This window comes from uncultured Kushneria sp., from assembly GCF_947497025.1.
Taxonomy (GTDB): domain Bacteria; phylum Pseudomonadota; class Gammaproteobacteria; order Pseudomonadales; family Halomonadaceae; genus Kushneria.
This window is the reverse complement of record NZ_CANMFC010000001.1, coordinates 618,844-637,177: the sequence shown is the minus strand read 5'-3', so window position 1 is coordinate 637,177 and position 18,334 is coordinate 618,844. Positions and strand designations below refer to the sequence as shown.

Sequence of the window (18,334 nt, the reverse complement as noted above, 5' to 3'; positions counted from 1 at the left end):
ATCATACCTGGAGATGATGGTACGGCACAGACCCGGCAATTGCAGCCGGGAAATTGGAGAAATATCAGGCGGGCAGATGAAAGACTCTCACGACTTCGCTGAGCTTGCGAGCCTGCTCGTCCAGATGCCCTGATGCAGCAGCCGACTGTTCGACCAGAGCGGCATTGTGCTGCGTTGTCTCATCCAGCGACGCCAGTGCACTGCTGACCTGCTCGATGCCTTCGAGCTGTTCTTCGCTGGCGCGGCTGATCTCGGTCACAATGACGCTCAGACTTTCCATTCGCGTGGTGATCTCTTCGATCTGCTCACCGCTTTGCTGGATATGGGCGTTTCCGGTTGTTACTTCCACGATGGTATGTCGAATCAGTTGACCGATGTCAGCGGACGCCTCGCTGCAGCGAACGGCCAGACGCCGGACCTCGTCGGCTACAACGGTAAAGCCGCGACCGTGCACGCCAGCACGTGCCGCCTCGACCGAGGCGTTAAGGGCCAACAGGTTGGTCTGAAAGGCGATACCGTCAATGGTGGCGATAATGTCGGACATTTTCGAGGCGGTGGCATCAAGGTCTTTCAACGTGGTCATGGCACGACCCAGGCGCTGCTGCCCTTCCCGGGCAGAGGCCACCACTTCTCCTGCCATGGTGTCGCCCTGACGGGCACGCTCTGTGTTCTGGCGCACGGTGGCCGTGAGCTCTTCAATACTGGCCGCCGTTTGCTCAAGGCTTGCGGCCTGGCTTTCGGTCCGACGTGACAGATCCATATTGCCACTGGCAATTTCACCCGAGGCATGGCCGATACTTTCCACCGACTGGCGAACGCGGCTGACGATATCGCGCAGACCGTCACTGATCCCGTTCATGGCCCCTACCAGCGAGCCGATTTCATCCTGACGATGGCTGTCAAGACGTTGCCTGAGGTCACCGCTGGCCAGATGACCGGCCATTCCCTGCACACGGGCCAGAGGGCTGCTCAGGCTGCGACGCATCATGAAATAAACCCCCAGTGCCGCCGCCAGTGCCAGCCCCAGCGCAATCAGCAAAAACCGGTTACGTGCCGCGGCAATTTGGTCATCAATATCGGCGTTGACGGCTGTGGCAGTCACGACCCAGTGCCAGTCGGGATACTGCATGAAATAGGTCGTACGATGAGCTTGCTCGGTATCGGGCAGCTGATACTCGAAAAGCCCGCGCTGACTCTCAAAAATGGGCGCAAAGGCAGGATTGCCCTCGACATCGGCCAGCTCGCGCAGGGAAGCCCCTTCGTTCTCGCCACCAGCCAGTACCTTGCCATTATCGGCATCCACGATCATGAAATAGCCGCTGTTTCCAATAGTCAGTGAACGGACGCGAGCCTCAAAGTTTTTCAGATCTGCCGTAATATCCACCCCGATGAAGCTTGCACCGATAACGCGCCCCTGAGCGTCATGAATGGGCTCGTAGCGAGTGATATAAGGCGTACCAAACAGCGTGGCCAGTCCAGAGTAGACACGATCTTCCATCAGGGCGCGGTAGCTTGCACCGTTGCGATCCAGCAGGGTGCCCACAGCGCGCTCGCCCTGACCATCCTTGAGCGACGTATTGATACGGACAAAGTCGTCACCGGTACGGGCAAAAATGGTCACCGGTGTTCCGGTACGCTGCGTAAAGTTGTCCACTCGCTGAGTATCCATATTCAGCGCACCGCGCTGATCCATCAGCAACGGCGTCTGACGAGCATTAATCTCCATGGTCTGGTTGGTATCCAGCGCAAAGGGCGGGACCAGACCCTCGGTCTGAAACAGCTTTAAAAAACGCGCGCTCTGCTGCTGTAGACTTTCATCGAAAAGCGCGACCGAATCGGTGAACTGCTGCGTCTGCTGTTGCATGCTGTTCGTTGCCTGCTCGCGAAGCGCCCGGGCGCTTGATGCCGACAGCCCCCAGCTCAGGGCAACAAATGCAGTAATGGCCACCAGACCGATGATCAGCGCCAGACGCGAACCAATGCTCATCCGCCGAAAATAGTTTCCCATGGTAGATATCCGGTAATGTGTCGTTTTTTCTGGCGGCCAGTACCTGGCAAACCTTCCTGAAAATCAATGTCGGCCATGGCAGGCAAAACTTAAGAGGTCTTGAATGTTTTACCGGGCATCCGGAAATGAAGGGTCAGGCTGTACAACATCAGGGTGCGGCCATGATTGAATGGCTGGCCCCATGGCCCGTTGATTTTCCGCCATTGGAAAACGCGCTTGAAACACCCAATGGCCTGCTGGCAGCGGGTGGCGATCTCACCCCGGAGTGGCTTCTAGCAGCCTATCAACGCGGTATTTTCCCGTGGTTCAATGAGGACGATCCCATACTCTGGTGGTCACCCGACCCCAGGATGGTGCTGTTCCCGGAGTCGCTTCGCGTGCGCCGCAGCCTGGCCAAACGGCTTCGCAATTCGGGCATGACAGCGACGTTTGATCAGGCTTTCGAGGCCGTGATCACCCAGTGCGCTGCTCAGCGACAGGCTCAGGAAGGCACATGGATTTCGTCCGACATTATCAACGCCTATGTGACCATGCATCAGCTGGGCCATGGACATAGTGTTGAAGTATGGGAAGGTGACATGCTGGTAGGAGGCCTTTACGGCATCATGCTGGGACGAGTGTTTTTCGGCGAATCAATGTTCTCCATACGCCCCGACAGCTCCAAGATTGCACTGGTTCGATTGGTAGAGTGGTTGTCCAGGCATCACGATCTGGCACTGGTGGACTGTCAGATGCATACATCGCATCTGGCCAGCATGGGAGCTTGTGATATATCGCGTGATCAGTTCAATGCCCTGCTCAAGCGCTATATACCTGCTGACTTTCAAGAAACCGTGATACCACGCCGATAAACATCATCAAACCATTCATGTCACAAGCCATGACTCGCCCTTTTGGATGTTGCCCCCGTTGAACAACTCAAGCATGCATTCACCCCTTCAGGATTTACGGTTTTTCCTGACCAAGCCACATGATTGCAGTTATCTGGGATCTCATGAGGCCACAACGCTGTTCATGGACCCGCATACGCCTGTGGACCATGACATGTACAGTGCACTGACTCTGATGGGCTTCAGACGCAGTGGCGCGCATCTCTATCGCCCGCATTGTCAGGAGTGCAATGCCTGTGTGTCCGTACGCGTGCCCGTCAACGATTTCGCGCCCGATCGTTCTCTCAAGCGTACCGAGCGCAACAATCAGGACCTGACGGTCATTGAACGACCGGCTCTGTTTGATGAAGAGCACTATGCGCTTTACGAGCGCTACATCAGGACACGCCACAGCGATGGTGAGATGTATCCTCCGGCCATTGAGCAGTACCGGGCCTTTTTAAGCACCGCGCACGATTTTTCACGCCTGGTCGAGTTTCGCCAGGAGGGCCGTCTTCTGGCCGTGGCTGCCGTGGACTTTCTGACCCACGGGCTTTCCGCTATCTACACCTTCTTTGAACCCGATAACGTCTTTCGATCGAGATCCCTGGGGAGCTGGGCCGTCATCTGGCAGATCCGTCGCGCGCAGGCGCTGGGACTCGAGCACGTTTATCTCGGTTACTGGATCCACAAGAGTCAGAAAATGGATTACAAGCAGCGCTTCAAACCGCTGGAGTATCTGCAGGGGCATCGCTGGCGCCGAGGCATTCCGGTGACCCAGACGCATCATTAACGTGCCGGGAACGTCCAGCGGCTTTGCGCTTCAGGCAGGTATCAGGCAAAATATCGCACGTTCAGTCCGCCATCATTCGCCTTGCTTGATCATTGGGTCAGCAAGACTGCTCAGATGGCGTGCTCATATTACGATTATCGGGGACTACATCATATGGCAAGAGAAGATCATATTGAAATGGAAGGCGTGATTGTCGATACGCTTCCCAACACCATGTTTCGCGTCGAGCTTGAAAACGGCCACGTCGTGACCGCGCATATTTCCGGCAAGATGCGCAAGAACTACATCCGTATCCTGACCGGCGACAAGGTCAAGGTAGAACTGACGCCTTACGACCTGTCCAAGGGCCGCATCGTTTATCGCTCCCGCTAAGGACGCCATGCGTCCTTATTTTGCACGCCCCCTCCTTGCGTCTCTCGGCATTTCATGACGCCCTGGCTGTTTCAGGCCGACTAACAGTCTGTTATCCAATGGATAGCCCTTGAACCGCCATCCATTTCGCGCCTGAAAAAACGCCCCGTCCGAAGACAGGGCGTCAGTAACGACTGGCATGGCATGCCGATCAGGCGACCTGTTCGGCAGCCGCTGACAGCTGAAGCTCTCCATCCTCCAGTGTGACATGCACCGTGCCACCATGGTCCGCCAGATCGCCGAACAGGATCATCTCGGCCAGAGGCTTCTTGAGTTTCTCCTGAATCAGGCGTGCCATGGGACGCGCCCCCATCTGCGGATCATAGCCATGCTCGGCGAGCCAGCCACGAGCATCCTCGTCAACGTCAAGCTGGACACGCTTTTCGTCCAGCTGCGCCTGCAGCTCCACCAGGAACTTGTCAACGACACTACGCACGATGTCCATGTCCAGATGACGGAACTGAATGATGCTGTCCAGTCGGTTACGGAACTCGGGCGTGAACGTACGACGAATGGTTTCCATGGCGTCGGTGGAGTGGTCCTGAGTCTGAAAGCCAATGGAGCGACGTGAGGCCAGCTCTGCCCCGGCATTGGACGTCATGACCAGAATCACGTTGCGGAAATCCGCTTCGCGACCGTTGTTATCGGTCAGCTTGCCGTGATCCATCACCTGCAACAGCAGGTTGAAGACATCCGGATGCGCCTTTTCAATCTCGTCGAGCAGCAGCACGCAGTGCGGGTTCTTGGTGACCGCCTCGGTCAGAAGGCCTCCCTGGTCATAGCCGACATAGCCCGGAGGCGCACCGATCAGCCGCGATACGGTGTGACGCTCCATGTATTCGGACATGTCAAAGCGGACCAGCTCGATGCCCATGATCTGGGCCAGCTGTCGGGCCACCTCGGTCTTGCCCACCCCGGTCGGGCCGGCAAACAGGAAATTGCCCACAGGCTTGTCGGGTGAACCGAGCCCGGCACGTGACAGCTTGATGGCCGATGACAGGCTGTCGATGGCCTCATCCTGGCCGAAGACCAGCATCTTGAGATTGCGATCCAGATCAGCCAGCAGCTTGCGGTCCGAGCTGGAGACACTCTTGGGCGGAATGCGGGCGATAGAAGCAACGATCGACTCAATTTGCTCAACGTCGATCTGCGAGAGACGAGCCTCGACCGGCAACAGGCGCTGATGCGCGCCGGCTTCATCAATGACATCGATCGCCTTGTCGGGGAGATAGCGGTCATTGATGTAGCGTGATGCCAGCCGCACGGCGGCTTCCATGGCCGCATCGGTATACTTGAGCTGATGGTGCTCTTCGAAGCGACCGCGCAGCCCTTTCAGGATACGGATGGCATCATCGACCGTCGGTTCCAGTACATCCACCTTCTGGAAACGACGGGCCAGCGCCCGATCCTTTTCAAAGATGCCACGGAATTCCTGGAAGGTTGTCGACCCGATACAGCGCAGCTCACCCGAGGACAGCATGGGTTTGAGCAGGTTGGAAGCGTCCATGACGCCACCGGACGCAGCACCGGCGCCGATGATGGTATGAATTTCATCGATGAACAGGATCGAGTTGGGCTCTTTCTTGAGCTCGGCGAGAAGCCCCTTCAGGCGCTTTTCAAAATCGCCCCGATACTTGGTCCCTGCCAACAGGGCGCCCATATCGAGCGAATATACAACGGCGTCACTGATGACATCCGGGACATCTTCTTCCACGATGCGCTTGGCAAGCCCCTCGGCAATGGCGGTCTTGCCGACACCGGCCTCGCCCACCAGCAGCGGGTTGTTCTTGCGCCGACGCGCGAGAATCTGTACCACACGTTCCAGCTCCTGATCACGACCAACAAGCGGGTCGATACGGCCGATGCGTGCCTGCTCGTTCAGGTTGGTCGCATAGCCGGTCAGCGGATGTGAGCTGGCATCACCCGATGCCTCATCACCATCCTCCGATTCTCCACCGCTGTTATGCTGGCCCTGCTGTTGATTGTGCCCGGCCACCTTGGCAATGCCGTGGGCGATGTAGTTGACCGCGTCAACACGCGCCACGTTCTGCTGTTTGAGGAAATAGACCGCCTGGCTTTCCTGCTCGGAGAAAATGGCGACGAGCACATTGGCGCCAGTGACTTCCGACTTGCCGGAAGACTGAACGTGAAAGACCGCGCGCTGAAGCACACGCTGAAAGCCCAGGGTTGGCTGGGTTTCACGGTCATCCTGATCTTCGGGGATCAGTGGCGTGGTGGTATTGATAAAATCCTGCAAATCGGTGCGAAGCTTGTCAAGATTTGCCCCGCAGGCACGCAGAACGTCTGCTGCCGAGGCATTATCCAGCAACGCCAGCAGAAGATGCTCCACAGTCATGAACTCATGGCGTTTTGAACGCGCCACGGTAAATGCGGTGTTCAGGGTCAATTCAAGTTCTTTGCTCAACATGGCAGTCCCCTCTTGGCCGCTGCAGACAGCTCAGTCTGCCCGGTCGATATCGCACAGCAGTGGATGCTGGCATTCTCGAGCGTATTGATTGACCTGCTGGCTCCTGGTTTCCGCGATATCACGGGTATAGATGCCACAGGTCGCCTTACCCTGAGTATGAACGGCCAGCATGATCTGTACCGCCTTCTCGTGATCCATGGCAAAAAAGGTTTGAAGTACTTCGACGACAAACTCCATGGGCGTGTAGTCGTCATTGTGAAGCACCACCTTGTAAAGTGGCGGTTCTTCAAGCTCTGGATCGCTCGTCTGCTCGGCCACATCGCCCTGCTCCTGATGATCAGGATCGGAATCGGGAGGTGTCATGCCTGCATGAGTAACCGTATTACGAAAATCGTAGTGAAGTGCTTCACTATCTATCTTGAACATATGTGCCCGGATCGATGAAAACAAGCGGAAAGATGATTGAATGCACTCATCGAGCTAACAGTTTGAGCGCTAACAAGCCTCAGTGTTCCCCTTAAAGATGGTGCTGCCCTGCCGCCGATGCAAGCGTGCGGCGATAAAAACAGTATCTCATGCCATCACGGTGACACGGGAGTCGAGCGTTATCCATCATGTCATGCAGGCTGTCATCCCGCTTGATCACAGCCCTGCATGACACTGGACGTCCTGTTGGAAGGCTTTTCAGGCCGACATGCTGCGCACCACGGCGTCAGCAAAGTCCGAGGTACTTAGCAGCGTCGCCTCTGACATGACCTGATGGAAGTCACCGGTCACCTCACCACGCTGGATCGTGGCTTCCATGGCACTGACGATCAGTGCAGCTGCCTCATTCCAGCCGAGATAGCGCAGCATCATTTCCGCCGAGAGGATCAGTGATCCAGGGTTGGCACTGTTTTGGCCAGCCAGTTTCGGCGCAGTTCCATGGGTGGCCTCGAACATGGCCACGGCATCGCCGCGGTTGGCGCCGGGCGCAATCCCGATGCCACCGACCTGGGCGGCCAGCGCATCGGACAGAAAGTCACCGTTGAGATTGAGCGTGGCGATGACATCGAACTGCTCGGGGTGAATCAGGACTTCCTGCAGCATGGCATCAGCGATGACATCCTTGATAATGATGGTACTGCCATCGCGCGGGTTTTCCATGGAAAGCCAGGGTCCGCCGTCCAGCGGCTGCGCACCGAATTCATCACGAGCTACCTCATAGCCCCACTGCTTGAAGGCCCCTTCGGTGAACTTCATGATATTGCCCTTATGCACCAGTGTTACTGATGCCCGAGCATTATCAATGGCGTAATGAAGCGCCTTTCGGACCAGCCGCTTGCTGCCCTCTTCCGAGACCGGCTTGATGCCGATCCCGCACTGCTCGGTAAAGCGAATGTTGTCGACCTGCATCTCTTCCTGGAGAAATCGGATCAGCTTTTGGTTTTCCGGGGTCCCGGCCTGCCATTCGATACCGGCATAAATGTCTTCTGCGTTTTCCCTGAAGATGACCATGTCGACATTCTGGGGCTGACGTACCGGACTGGGCACGCCCTTGAACCAGCGTACCGGGCGCTCACAGACATAAAGGTCCAGCGCCTGGCGAAGCGTCACGTTCAGCGAACGCATGCCGCCCCCGACCGGCGTGGTCAGCGGCCCCTTGATGGAGACCACATAATCCCTGACGGCATCAAGGGTCTCCTGCGGCAGCCAGGTGTCCTCACCATAGACACGCGTTGCCTTCTCACCGGCATACACTTCCATCCACTGGATTTCGCGACGCCCGTCATAGGCTTTCGCCACGGCGGCATCGACCACCCTCTGCATGGCCGGTGTAATGTCTGCCCCGATCCCGTCACCCTCAATAAAGGGGATAATCGGCCGCTCCGGGACCGACAGCGCAAGATCGTCGTTGACCGTAATCATCTGGCCACTGTCGGGAATGATGATGTTGCCGCTGGACATGAGAAGACTCCGACGTAATAAGGACGAAAGGTACTGTCCTGAAATGAGAGCCCTAATGTAGCATCAAGGGCCTGTCACTGCGTAGAGGTTGTCGACAATCAAGTCGTGCTTATGAGCTTACTTTATCTCTTTCACAAGCCCTTTCAGGTGCTTACCCAGTTCACGGACTCACAGGGTCGTGACACGCTGGCCCAATGGCTCGATATCCCGGACATCTACCCGGCCGGCCGGCTGGATTATGATAGTGAAGGACTGCTGCTGCTCACCGATGACGGCATGTTGGCTCATCGGATTACGCATCCTGATCACAAGCAGCCCAAGACCTATCTTGTGCTGGTAGAAGGTCAGCCTGATGACAATGCCCTGACGGCGCTTTCAAAGGGAATTACCCTCAAGGACGGCCTGACGCGACCAGCCAGAGTCCGGCGAGTAGCCTCACCACAAGTCCCCGAACGAACGCCACCGGTACGCCGGCGTGCCAACATTGTTGACACATGGCTCGAGATATCGATCACTGAAGGGCGCAATCGCCAGGTGCGTCGAATGACCGCCCACGTGGGCCACCCCACCTTAAGACTGATCCGAACCGCCATCGGGCAATGGACGCTGGGCTCGCTCTCGCCCGGTGAATGGCGGCGGGAAACCATTCACATGCCGCGTGCGCCCCAATCGAAAAATACTCGCCCGTCACGCGAAAGGCCGCGCAGGAAACCACGATGACCCGATTTTTACCTCACGTGACGGTGGCCGCCGTCGTGATGGACGGCGACCGATTTTTGCTGGTCGAAGAGCGCGATCGCCTCAACCCGGTCGCCACAGCCACGGTCTTCAACCAGCCGGCCGGCCATCTGGAAGCCGGAGAATCGCTGATCGAGGCCGCACATCGGGAAACGCTCGAAGAGAGTGGCTGGGAAATGACGCTGGAAGGCTACCTGGGCCTTTACATCAACACAGCCCCCAACGGCGTGGTCTATCACAGCCATACCTTTCTGGCGCGCCCAACAGGACGCGTCAGCGAGACGCTCGATGAAGGCATCACCGGGGCTGACTGGTACGACACTGCGCAGATCAGGGCGCTGGAACAGGCCGGCCGGCTTAGAAGCCCCCTGGTAGCACAACGCATTCAGGATACGCTTGCGGGACACGCCTATCCGCTGACCCTGATCCGCGATCTTGACCACCCTGATACGACGTCATGAGCCTCCAGCATGGCTGCAGTGTCAGGATCATTGGTTCCCGCCTGTCAAGGCAGGGGGCGGCTGGCGTATAATGTCGGCCAAATGATTTCTGACGACGGGTACGCCATGACTCCTCCTGTCAACAACACAGCCTCTTCCGCAACCCCTTCCAGGGTCATCGTCGGCATGTCCGGCGGTGTGGACTCTTCCGTAACGGCGCTTTTGCTGCTTGAGCAGGGCTACCACGTGGAAGGTCTTTTCATGAAGAACTGGGATGAAGACGACGGCACCGAATACTGCACCGCAAAGGCCGATCTGGCCGATGCCCAGGCCGTTTGTGATCGGCTGGGCATCCGCCTGCACACGGCCAACTTTGCCGCTGAATACTGGGACAACGTTTTCGAGCATTTCCTTGAAGAGTATCGCGCCGGTCGAACGCCCAATCCGGACATCCTTTGCAATCGCGAAATCAAGTTCAAGGTCTTTCTCGACTACGCAGAAATGCTGGGCGCCGAACTGATCGCGACCGGCCACTATGTCCGCCGCGAGGATCACGGCGGGCGCACCCTGCTGTGCAAGGGCCTTGATGGCAACAAGGATCAGAGCTACTTCCTTCATGCTGTCAGCGAGCAGGCCCTGAGCCGCACCCTGTTCCCGATCGGTGAGATGGAAAAGTCCGAGGTTCGGGCGCTGGCCGAGCAGCATGGTCTGGCCACGGCGCGCAAGAAGGATTCCACCGGCATCTGCTTTATCGGCGAGCGCCGCTTTGCCGATTTTTTGCGTCAGTATCTGCCGGCGCAGTCCGGTCGTATTCAGACGCCCGAAGGTGAAGAGATCGGCGAGCACATGGGGTTGATGTATTACACCCTGGGGCAGCGTCAGGGCTTGGGGATCGGCGGCATCAACGGCTATCCTGAAGCGCCCTGGTATGTGGCGGACAAGGACCTGGAACGCAATGTGCTGATTGCGGTACAGGGCAAGCATCACGACCTGCTTTATCGACAGTCGCTGACCACCGAAGCCATGCACTGGATCGGTGAGCCACCGGCCGAGCGTGACTTTCGCGCCAGTGCCAAGATCCGCTATCGCCAGAGCGACCAGCCCTGCCGGGTCATTGTCAACGAAGATCAAAGTGTCACCCTGATCTTTGATGAGCCGCAGCGCGCCGTCACCCCGGGGCAGTCCGCGGTCATTTATGACGGCCATGTCTGTCTGGGCGGCGCGGTGATTGCCACGACGTATCGCCAGGCGCTGGAGAGTGCAGCATGAACAGTGAGGCGCGTCAGGCACTGGCGCTGGCCGGCGTTTTTCAGGCCGCGAGTGTGGTCGATGAGCTTGCGCGCACAGGTCATACCAACGAGCGTGCATGGTCGACGCTGATCAAGGCCACGCTGGATACCGACCCCGCGTCGTTCGAGGACATCTACGGCGGCCAGATCAATAACCTGCGTCCGGGGATTGAGACGCTGGATGGGGTGCTGACGCGTCAGCAGGTCTCTCCCAATGTCATGCGTTACGGCTTTTCGCTGATCCTGCTCATGCATCGCCTGCGCAAGAACACCGAGATGATGAATACGCTGGGCCAGCGCCTGGGCAGGGTTCAGGCGCAGGCCGAACATTTCGGTGAGCTGCATGAGAACGTGATTGCAAGCCTTGGCGAAATCTATCAGGACACCCTGTCCACCTTTCGCTACCGCATCGTGGTACAGGGTGATCCCTCCCTGCTGCAGAGCCGGCAGATGCCCGAACGGGTTCGAGCGATACTGCTGTCCGGTGTGCGCTTTGCCCTGCTCTGGCATCAACAGGGTGGGCGGCGCTGGAAACTGGTGGCCGGTCGCAGCGGCATCCGACGCGCGCTGAAGTCACTCGACGAGTAACGGCTTTTCGGGCAGTGCCTCGCCGGGCTGTCCTTTAATTTCACAACGATTGGGCACAGACCCGGGAATCACGATGGAACTTTCTGCACTGACCGCTCTTTCTCCTGTCGACGGCCGCTATGGCAGCAAGACAATGGCCCTGCGTGAACACTTCAGTGAATACGGCCTTATTCGCGCACGTGTCATTGTCGAGGTGCGCTGGCTGGAACGTCTGGCCGAACACGAGCAGATCGAGGAAGTCCCGCCGCTGTCGAGTGCGGCGCGACAGTTTCTGGATCAGCTGATCAACGATTTTTCCGTTGAGCAGGCCGAGCGGGTCAAGACCATCGAGCGCACCACCAATCATGACGTCAAGGCCATTGAATACTTCCTCAAGGAAGCGTTTGAAGGCCATGCAGAACTGGAAGCCATCAGTGAGTTTGTGCACTTTGCCTGCACCAGTGAAGACATCAATAATCTGTCTCACGCCCTGATGCTGCGCGCCGGTCTCGATAACGTATTGTTGCCCGCCATGCGCGAGATCGTCGAGGCCGTCACGACGCTGTCACAGGCCCATGCCGAGCAGCCCATGCTGTCCCGCACCCATGGCCAGACCGCCAGCCCCACCACACTGGGCAAGGAGATGGCCAACGTGGTGTATCGCCTGCGCCGCCAGCTCAAACAGATCGAGTCCATCGAGATGCTGGGCAAGATCAACGGCGCAGTCGGCAACTATAACGCGCACCTGGCCGCCTATCCCGAAATTGACTGGGCAGAGAACGCGCGCGTGTTCATCGAGCGTCTGGGCTTGAGCTTCAACCCCTATACCACCCAGATCGAGCCGCATGACTACATTGCCGAGTTCTTTGACAGCGTCTGTCGCTTCAACACGATCCTGATCGACTTTGACCGTGATGTCTGGGGCTACATTTCGCTGGGCTATTTCAAGCAGCGCACCGTGGAAGGGGAAATCGGCTCCTCGACCATGCCGCACAAGGTCAACCCGATCGACTTTGAAAACTCCGAAGGCAACCTGGGGCTGGCCAATGCCATTCTGGGGCATCTGGCCCAGAAGCTGCCGATTTCCCGCTGGCAGCGCGACCTGACCGATTCGACCGTCCTGCGCAACCTGGGCGTGGGCCTGGCCCATGGCCTGATCGCCTATCAGGCCACGCTCAAGGGCATCAGCAAGCTGGAAAGCAATCCGGCACGACTGAACGGCGATCTTGATCAGAGCTGGGAAGTGCTGGCAGAGCCGGTGCAGACCGTGATGCGCCGTTATGGCATCGAAAAGCCCTACGAAAAGCTCAAGGCCCTGACTCGTGGACGCCAGATCGACCAGCAAGGCTTCGCCGAATTTATCGACACCCTGGCATTGCCGGAAGACGTCAAGACGAGGCTCAAGGCCATGACACCGGCGAGCTATACCGGTAACGCCGCCGAGCAGGCACACGACATCACACGCACCTGAAAGCGCGCCCGAGGGCAGGAATCCATCATGACAGAACATACGCGCCTCCCGCTGGGGGGCATGTCGGCCGAAACCTTCCTGCGTGACTACTGGCAGAAAAAACCGCTGCTGATTCGGGGCGCCTTCCCGGATTTTCAGTCGCCGCTGGAGCCCGATGAGCTGGCAGGGCTGGCCTGTGAAGAGAATGTCGAGGCACGTCTGGTCGAACTGGAAGGTCCGGACAAGGCCTGGCAGGTCTCTCACGGCCCGTTCGATGACGAGACCTTTGCCCGCCTTGGCCGCAAGGACTGGTCGCTGCTGGTCCAGGCCGTCGATCACTACGTTCCGGATGTGGCCGAGCTGCTGGAACACTTCACCTTCATTCCGCGCTGGCGCCTGGATGACATCATGGTCAGCTTCGCCCCACCGGGCGGCAATGTCGGCGCTCACGTCGACAATTACGATGTGTTTCTCCTGCAGGCCAGTGGCCAGCGCCGCTGGCAGCTGGGGGATGTCATGCCCGAGGATGCGTCCATCATTGATGGCATTGACCTGCGCATTCTTGCCGACTTTCAGGTCTCCAACGATCAGGACTGGGTGCTCGAGCCCGGCGACATGCTGTATCTGCCGCCGCGGGTAGCGCACCATGGCGTCAGCCAGAGTGAAGACTGCATGACCTTTTCGGTCGGCTTTCGTGCGCCTTCCATGGATGAAATGGTGACCTCCTGGGCGGATTACCTCGGAGAACAGCTTGAAGAATCATCGCGCTATCACGACCCGGATCTGGAAGCGTCGGGTGACAGCGCCCTGATCGATGATGTCACACTGGCCCGCGTCCGCCAGCAGATGCTCGCTGCTCTGGACAATCCCGAACAGATGGCACAGTGGTTCGGGCGCACCATGACGCAGGTAAAATACCCCGACCAGCTGATGCCGCCCATGACACCGGCCAGCGAAGAAACGCTGCGTAGCGCGCTTGAAGAAGGCGATCTACTGGAACCGGCGCCCGGCTCGCGTCTGGCCTGGCATCCAGAGGGCAAACAGGCCACGCTCTTTATGGATGGTGACGGCTACTCCTGCAGTACCGCACTGGCAAAGCGGCTCTCCAGTACCCGGATCATCGATCAGGAAATCCTGGCGCTGGAAGGCGCCGGCGCCCTGCTCGCCACGCTGATCAATCGCGGCAGTCTGCGCTGGGTGGAAGAAGACGATGACCTTGATGATGACAACGACATCACGGACGACTGACCATGCACCACGATGACATTGCCATCGAAACAGGCGACTGGGCCACGCTGAGTGACATCTGTAGCCATATCCGGCGTGTCGTCTTTATTCAGGAACAGGGTGTGGATGAAAGCGAGGAACTGGACGCCCTTGATCCGGCTTGCACGCATTTTCTGATACGTGATGGCCAGATACCCTGCGGTACCGCAAGATTGCTCCCTGATGGCCATATCGGGCGCGTTGCCATTCTTGAGACCCATCGCGGTCTTGGCCTGGGGGCACGACTGATGTACCACGTCATTGCCTACGCTCGATCGCAACGGTTCACGCATTGCGAGCTCAGTGCCCAGACCCATGCCATGGGGTTTTATGAGCAACTGGGGTTTGTGCCACAAGGCGAGATTTACATGGATGCAGGAATTCCGCATCGTGACATGATGCTGGATCTTGTCTGAACAGGCCGGGCGCCGCTGGCAGCCGGCATGTATGCAGACTACAGTGTTGCAGGCATGCCTTTTGGCATTCACCCTGACAGGGATCATGATATTACTGCCGGAACAGTTGAAACCTGCCCCGTTTTCGGTTGTCAAACAGTGTTCCAGAACAAACAGTCCGTCGGTGTAACAGGCCGGCGCAGGAGCTCCCCATGAAGCGTTATCTTGTTGTTGCAGCCCTTGGCGCCCTGACCCTTGGCGGGTGCGCCAATAGCGATATCTATTCCGGTAATACCTATACAGGTAACCAGGCCAAGACGGCACGCAATGTGACTTATGGCACGGTCACTGGCGTGCGTCCTGTCACCATTCAGGCCGGCAACGAGAATGACTCGGGACTCGGTGGTATCGGCGGCGCTGTTTTGGGCGGCCTGCTGGGCAACCAGTTTGGGGGTGGTTCAGGGCGTGTACTGACTACTGCGGTAGGGGGTATCGGTGGTGCCATTGCCGGCAGCAAGGTCGAAGACCGTGCCAACCAGGTCAGCGCCTATGAAATTCAGGTACGTACTGACAGCGGTCAGGACATGGTCGTCGTGCAAAAGGCGGACACACCCTATCAACCCGGTCAACGCGTCAGGCTCATTGGCTCCGGCAATAGCATGAGCATCGCGCCAGAATAAGTGCACCAGCACCCTACTCTTCCTACATTTTGCAAACCGCCCTGATGGCGGTTTTTTGATGCATTCATCACGGAGAGAGCACTATTCGTTATCATCGTCTAAAGTAAGCCTGTTAATTAAAACAGCATCATTAAAACGGGAACCTTATTCATGATCTGTCGCGCGATACTGGTAGGCAGTGGCCTGCTCTTTTCCGCTTCTGCCATGGCAGATGGCGTTTTGACCTTCAAGCTCTCCAACGACTTTTTCGCTGCTCGAAGCAGCGATGGTTACTACACCAATGGACTTGAAGGTAGCTGGACCTTTGAGCCTCAAGGCGATCACTGGACGCGCTCGGTGGCCGACTGGATTCCAGGCTGGACTGCTGATGACGTTGATGCCGCGTCTTACCGCTTCGGCCAGCAAATGTACACGCCTGAAGATATTGATCGCAGCGATCTGATCGAGGATGACCGCCCCTATGCCGGCTATCTCTATGGCGGCCTGTCCGTATATCGACAGGACCTGACACCACAGTGGCGCATCAGTGATGCCGTCTCGCTGGATATCGGCATTGTAGGTCCGGGCTCTGGCGCCAAGGACGTACAAAAGAATTTTCATAGTCTGGTTGATAGTGATGATCCGGAAGGATGGCATAACCAGCTCAACAACGAACCTACTGTCACTCTGGCCATGCAGCGCAGCTGGCTATATCGCGACAGCCTCGGGAGTCTGGCCATGGAGTATGGCCCCAATGCCGGCTTTGCTCTGGGTAATCTTTATGATTATGCCTCGGCAGGACTGGGCATTCGTGTAGGTCGACAGCTGGATAACCAGTACACCACGCCCGGTACAGCGCCCTACTCTTCATCAAACGTCATGTTTTCTCGTGATCGCAGTTTTAACTGGTATGTCTTCGGCAATGCGCAGGGACGTTTTGTGGCCCGTAACATGCTGCTGGATGGCAATACGTTTGAAGACAGCCATAGTGTCGACAAAAAGCAGTGGGTTGGCGATCTGGAGCTTGGCGGCGCCGTTTCATGGGATCGCTACAATTTGAGCCTGACCACGTTGAAGCGCACGCGCGAATTCGAGCAGCAGGACGATGATGACTACTTTGGTGTGGTGACCCTGTCCACCTGGCTATAACTCTATCAATGAAAGATTACGTGGTTTTTAACCGCGCGTAACCGTCACCCTTTTCGATAGTCTTGAATTATCAAAACAATAAGAAACACTGTAAAAAAATAACGTGACAAACAAAACAGTGTTCACTATATTGATCCCAAGAGTTAGGAAACAGCGTTTTTAAACAAAATACCATCGATATGAATACCTTCATTTCGAGCAAGGAGAAGATCATGACTTTGAACAAACTCTTCGCAGCTACTGTTCTGGTAGGCACCAGCGTTTTCGCCGCTCAGTCTGCCATGGCCTATGGCCAGGGTGACGTCTATGCCCGTGCCGATGTTGTCAAATCCGACATTACTGCCAGCGGTGGCTTCAACGATGAAAACACCTGGAATGGCGCAATCGGAGTCATGCCGTTTGACAAGCTGGGCGTTGAACTCAGCGGCAGCAACAGCAATGACTACGACGGCAGCAATGGTGACAGCTTCAAGATGAAGCAGTACAACATCATGGCGCAGTACTACCCGCTGGGCGGCACTGATTCACGTGTTCAGCCTTATGCCGGTCTGGGCGCCAGCTATGTGACTTTCAATGACTCGAGCCTCAACGGCGGCGCTGACAGCTTTGAAAAGCGTCAGTGGGCACCGACTGCTCAGGTAGGTACCGATCTGCTGATCACTGACAACTGGGCGCTTAACGGTTTTGTTCAGTACACTGACCTGAAAGCCGATTATAACGGTGGTGGCGATCGCGATATCGATCCGCTGACTGTCGGTGGCGGTGTTTCCTTCCGCTTCTAAAAGCTGGATATAACAGGTTCTGCATGAGTTGCTGCAGAATACAAAAGGCCACCCTGATGGGTGGCCTTTTTCATGTCTGTAGCGCTTATCCCGGCGTGGTGCGTGAGATCCCCAGGGATCGCAGTGCCTCATCTCCGAGACTGTCTATACAGCGTTGAGCACTTAATCGCTCGAGATAGGCATGACTGAGAAAGGCACTGCCCGCCAGAAGATGCCCCAGATATTCCCGTGCCGGCAGTCGCTCCGATCCCGTTTTTTCAGGCAGGGCCACATAGACCCAGGCCGCCAGAGGCCCATCGGCGGTATCGACCATTTCGACCTGACGACAGTATTCATCAGGATGGCTTTCAAAGGGGTCCATATCCTGAATTTGCGTCGGATGGGTCAACTCATAAAGCACGCCTTCAACATGCTCCCCTTCCTCTCTTTTGACATTGGCATGGGCTACCCCCTCTACACGGGAAGCCTTGTCAAAGGACAGCTGCCAGCCTGCAAGACGTGCCGACAGCATGCGCCGGGTATCTCCGACGCGTGCCTGCATTCTGGCCGCATTCATATTGCTGCCATAGGCAAAGTAGTAACGTACCTCAACGTCACTTGAGCAGGTACCACGATCGCTCATTGCCCCTCCTGTGGACGCAGCTCCCCGTTGACGAGCACGTTATCCACATCGCGTAGCGCTTCCAGAATGGGCAGCCGGACGCTGGCCTGGTTTGCCTGCAGATAGACTTCAGCGGCCGGGGCAATACTGGCATCGGACGGCAGCGGATGTTCGCCGTCCATCAGGCTTTGCAGCCGAGGAATCAAAACATAGCGCAGCCATTGGCCCAGTGACATCGTATCGGCATTAAAGGGCTGCTCGCTGTCAAAGGCAGCAGGCTCTGGCCGAGTCTGACTCTGCCAGAGATCACCTGCGCGCATGGCGGCCTCAAGGCGTGTCAGTGCAACATTCAGCGATTCATATTGCGTCATGGGGATTCCTGGTTAAAAGGATATGATGTCAGCCATTATGCGTGCCCTGAGCAGTGAATAAAATGATGGAAGCCTGATGCCGCTCTGCCATCGGCCGGCAATCGTGTTTTGCACAGATAGGTTGAATGAACGTGTGGATAAGATCGGGATAGTTTTGCCTGACCCTGTTGA

At 57.2% G+C, this 18,334-nt stretch carries 19 protein-coding genes; 13 read left to right on the top strand and 6 right to left on the bottom strand.

Annotated features, from left to right (window positions below):
- Positions 1-64: 64 nt before the first annotated feature.
- Positions 65-2,008, bottom strand: a complete 1,944-nt coding sequence (locus Q0931_RS02945) for a Cache 3/Cache 2 fusion domain-containing protein (protein ID WP_299257097.1) — start codon at positions 2,006-2,008, stop codon at positions 65-67.
- A gap of 161 nt (positions 2,009-2,169) precedes the next feature.
- Between Q0931_RS02945 and aat the strand changes: the two genes are divergently transcribed.
- The 3 genes from aat (at position 2,170) to infA (ending at position 4,042) form a co-directional block, all read left to right on the top strand.
- A complete protein-coding gene (gene aat / locus Q0931_RS02940) occupies positions 2,170-2,859 on the top strand; it encodes a leucyl/phenylalanyl-tRNA--protein transferase (RefSeq protein WP_299257095.1) in 690 nt (229 codons plus the stop codon).
- 46 nt (positions 2,860-2,905) lie between these two features.
- Entirely contained in the window at positions 2,906-3,670 is a 765-nt protein-coding gene (locus tag Q0931_RS02935) for an arginyltransferase (RefSeq protein WP_366941561.1), read from the top strand.
- Positions 3,671-3,823: 153 nt separating this feature from the next.
- Positions 3,824-4,042 (top strand): translation initiation factor IF-1, encoded by a 219-nt coding sequence (gene infA, locus Q0931_RS02930; RefSeq protein WP_007111068.1) that lies wholly within the window; start codon positions 3,824-3,826, stop codon positions 4,040-4,042.
- A gap of 190 nt (positions 4,043-4,232) precedes the next feature.
- Here infA and clpA read toward each other — a convergent pair whose 3' ends face one another.
- From clpA to icd, 3 genes are all read right to left on the bottom strand, one after another.
- Positions 4,233-6,509 (bottom strand): ATP-dependent Clp protease ATP-binding subunit ClpA, encoded by a 2,277-nt coding sequence (clpA, locus tag Q0931_RS02925; RefSeq protein ID WP_299257091.1) that lies wholly within the window; start codon positions 6,507-6,509, stop codon positions 4,233-4,235.
- 30 nt (positions 6,510-6,539) lie between these two features.
- Positions 6,540-6,935, bottom strand: coding sequence for an ATP-dependent Clp protease adapter ClpS (gene clpS, locus Q0931_RS02920; RefSeq protein ID WP_299257089.1), 396 nt, complete (start codon positions 6,933-6,935; stop codon positions 6,540-6,542).
- A 258-nt stretch (positions 6,936-7,193) separates the two neighbouring features.
- Complete coding sequence (gene icd, locus Q0931_RS02915; RefSeq protein ID WP_299257087.1) at positions 7,194-8,456, bottom strand: NADP-dependent isocitrate dehydrogenase; 1,263 nt, start codon at positions 8,454-8,456, stop codon at positions 7,194-7,196.
- A 111-nt stretch (positions 8,457-8,567) separates the two neighbouring features.
- Between icd and Q0931_RS02910 the strand changes: the two genes are divergently transcribed.
- From Q0931_RS02910 to Q0931_RS02865, 10 genes are all read left to right on the top strand, one after another.
- Positions 8,568-9,176 carry a pseudouridine synthase gene (locus Q0931_RS02910; RefSeq protein WP_299257085.1) on the top strand — a complete coding sequence of 203 codons (609 nt, stop codon included), beginning with the start codon at positions 8,568-8,570 and terminating at the stop codon, positions 9,174-9,176.
- On the top strand, positions 9,173-9,655 hold the full coding sequence (locus tag Q0931_RS02905; RefSeq protein ID WP_299257083.1) for an NUDIX domain-containing protein: 483 nt from the start codon (positions 9,173-9,175) through the stop codon (positions 9,653-9,655). Before Q0931_RS02910 ends, Q0931_RS02905 begins: the two co-directional genes overlap by 4 nt.
- A gap of 105 nt (positions 9,656-9,760) precedes the next feature.
- Positions 9,761-10,903 (top strand): tRNA 2-thiouridine(34) synthase MnmA, encoded by a 1,143-nt coding sequence (gene mnmA, locus Q0931_RS02900; protein ID WP_299257082.1) that lies wholly within the window; start codon positions 9,761-9,763, stop codon positions 10,901-10,903.
- Positions 10,900-11,511 carry a high frequency lysogenization protein HflD gene (gene hflD / locus Q0931_RS02895; protein WP_299257081.1) on the top strand — a complete coding sequence of 204 codons (612 nt, stop codon included), beginning with the start codon at positions 10,900-10,902 and terminating at the stop codon, positions 11,509-11,511. The genes mnmA and hflD overlap by 4 nt, the downstream gene beginning before the upstream one ends.
- A gap of 73 nt (positions 11,512-11,584) precedes the next feature.
- A complete protein-coding gene (gene purB, locus Q0931_RS02890; RefSeq protein ID WP_299257079.1) occupies positions 11,585-12,961 on the top strand; it encodes an adenylosuccinate lyase in 1,377 nt (458 codons plus the stop codon).
- Positions 12,962-12,988: 27 nt separating this feature from the next.
- Positions 12,989-14,188, top strand: coding sequence for a cupin domain-containing protein (locus Q0931_RS02885; RefSeq protein WP_299257077.1), 1,200 nt, complete (start codon positions 12,989-12,991; stop codon positions 14,186-14,188).
- A 2-nt stretch (positions 14,189-14,190) separates the two neighbouring features.
- Positions 14,191-14,622, top strand: coding sequence for a GNAT family N-acetyltransferase (locus tag Q0931_RS02880; RefSeq protein WP_299257075.1), 432 nt, complete (start codon positions 14,191-14,193; stop codon positions 14,620-14,622).
- A 191-nt stretch (positions 14,623-14,813) separates the two neighbouring features.
- The gene (locus Q0931_RS02875; protein WP_299257073.1) at positions 14,814-15,281 is read left to right on the top strand and encodes a glycine zipper 2TM domain-containing protein; all 468 of its coding nucleotides are present in this window, start codon (positions 14,814-14,816) and stop codon (positions 15,279-15,281) included.
- Between the two features lie 150 nt (positions 15,282-15,431).
- Positions 15,432-16,409 carry a lipid A deacylase LpxR family protein gene (locus Q0931_RS02870; RefSeq protein ID WP_299257071.1) on the top strand — a complete coding sequence of 326 codons (978 nt, stop codon included), beginning with the start codon at positions 15,432-15,434 and terminating at the stop codon, positions 16,407-16,409.
- Between the two features lie 212 nt (positions 16,410-16,621).
- Positions 16,622-17,191: an OmpW family outer membrane protein gene (locus tag Q0931_RS02865; protein WP_299257069.1), complete on the top strand. Its 570-nt coding sequence runs from the start codon at positions 16,622-16,624 to the stop codon at positions 17,189-17,191.
- Positions 17,192-17,276: 85 nt separating this feature from the next.
- Here the strand turns inward: Q0931_RS02865 and Q0931_RS02860 are convergent, their stop codons facing one another.
- Both Q0931_RS02860 and Q0931_RS02855 read right to left on the bottom strand, forming a co-directional pair.
- Positions 17,277-17,813 carry a gamma-glutamylcyclotransferase family protein gene (locus Q0931_RS02860; RefSeq protein WP_299257067.1) on the bottom strand — a complete coding sequence of 179 codons (537 nt, stop codon included), beginning with the start codon at positions 17,811-17,813 and terminating at the stop codon, positions 17,277-17,279.
- Positions 17,810-18,163 (bottom strand): YqcC family protein, encoded by a 354-nt coding sequence (locus Q0931_RS02855; protein ID WP_299257065.1) that lies wholly within the window; start codon positions 18,161-18,163, stop codon positions 17,810-17,812. Before Q0931_RS02855 ends, Q0931_RS02860 begins: the two co-directional genes overlap by 4 nt.
- Between the last annotated feature and the right edge of the window lie 171 nt (positions 18,164-18,334).

Excerpts from the sequence above, each read along its gene's own strand:
- Q0931_RS02875 (WP_299257073.1), top strand. The coding sequence starts at position 14,814 with ATGAAGCGTTATCTTGTTGTTGCAGCCCTTGGCGCCCTGACCCTTGGC.
- Q0931_RS02945 (WP_299257097.1), bottom strand. The coding sequence starts at position 2,008 with ATGGGAAACTATTTTCGGCGGATGAGCATTGGTTCGCGTCTGGCGCTG.
- Q0931_RS02880 (WP_299257075.1), top strand. The coding sequence starts at position 14,191 with ATGCACCACGATGACATTGCCATCGAAACAGGCGACTGGGCCACGCTG.
- infA (WP_007111068.1), top strand. The coding sequence starts at position 3,824 with ATGGCAAGAGAAGATCATATTGAAATGGAAGGCGTGATTGTCGATACG.
- Q0931_RS02885 (WP_299257077.1), top strand. The coding sequence starts at position 12,989 with ATGACAGAACATACGCGCCTCCCGCTGGGGGGCATGTCGGCCGAAACC.
- Q0931_RS02910 (WP_299257085.1), top strand. The coding sequence starts at position 8,568 with ATGAGCTTACTTTATCTCTTTCACAAGCCCTTTCAGGTGCTTACCCAG.
- icd (WP_299257087.1), bottom strand. The coding sequence starts at position 8,456 with ATGTCCAGCGGCAACATCATCATTCCCGACAGTGGCCAGATGATTACG.
- Q0931_RS02855 (WP_299257065.1), bottom strand. The coding sequence starts at position 18,163 with ATGACGCAATATGAATCGCTGAATGTTGCACTGACACGCCTTGAGGCC.
- clpS (WP_299257089.1), bottom strand. The coding sequence starts at position 6,935 with ATGTTCAAGATAGATAGTGAAGCACTTCACTACGATTTTCGTAATACG.
- aat (WP_299257095.1), top strand. The coding sequence starts at position 2,170 with ATGATTGAATGGCTGGCCCCATGGCCCGTTGATTTTCCGCCATTGGAA.
- Q0931_RS02870 (WP_299257071.1), top strand. The coding sequence starts at position 15,432 with ATGATCTGTCGCGCGATACTGGTAGGCAGTGGCCTGCTCTTTTCCGCT.
- Q0931_RS02865 (WP_299257069.1), top strand. The coding sequence starts at position 16,622 with ATGACTTTGAACAAACTCTTCGCAGCTACTGTTCTGGTAGGCACCAGC.
- Q0931_RS02860 (WP_299257067.1), bottom strand. The coding sequence starts at position 17,813 with ATGAGCGATCGTGGTACCTGCTCAAGTGACGTTGAGGTACGTTACTAC.
- hflD (WP_299257081.1), top strand. The coding sequence starts at position 10,900 with ATGAACAGTGAGGCGCGTCAGGCACTGGCGCTGGCCGGCGTTTTTCAG.
- Q0931_RS02905 (WP_299257083.1), top strand. The coding sequence starts at position 9,173 with ATGACCCGATTTTTACCTCACGTGACGGTGGCCGCCGTCGTGATGGAC.
- mnmA (WP_299257082.1), top strand. The coding sequence starts at position 9,761 with ATGACTCCTCCTGTCAACAACACAGCCTCTTCCGCAACCCCTTCCAGG.
- purB (WP_299257079.1), top strand. The coding sequence starts at position 11,585 with ATGGAACTTTCTGCACTGACCGCTCTTTCTCCTGTCGACGGCCGCTAT.
- Q0931_RS02935 (WP_366941561.1), top strand. The coding sequence starts at position 2,906 with ATGTTGCCCCCGTTGAACAACTCAAGCATGCATTCACCCCTTCAGGAT.
- clpA (WP_299257091.1), bottom strand. The coding sequence starts at position 6,509 with ATGTTGAGCAAAGAACTTGAATTGACCCTGAACACCGCATTTACCGTG.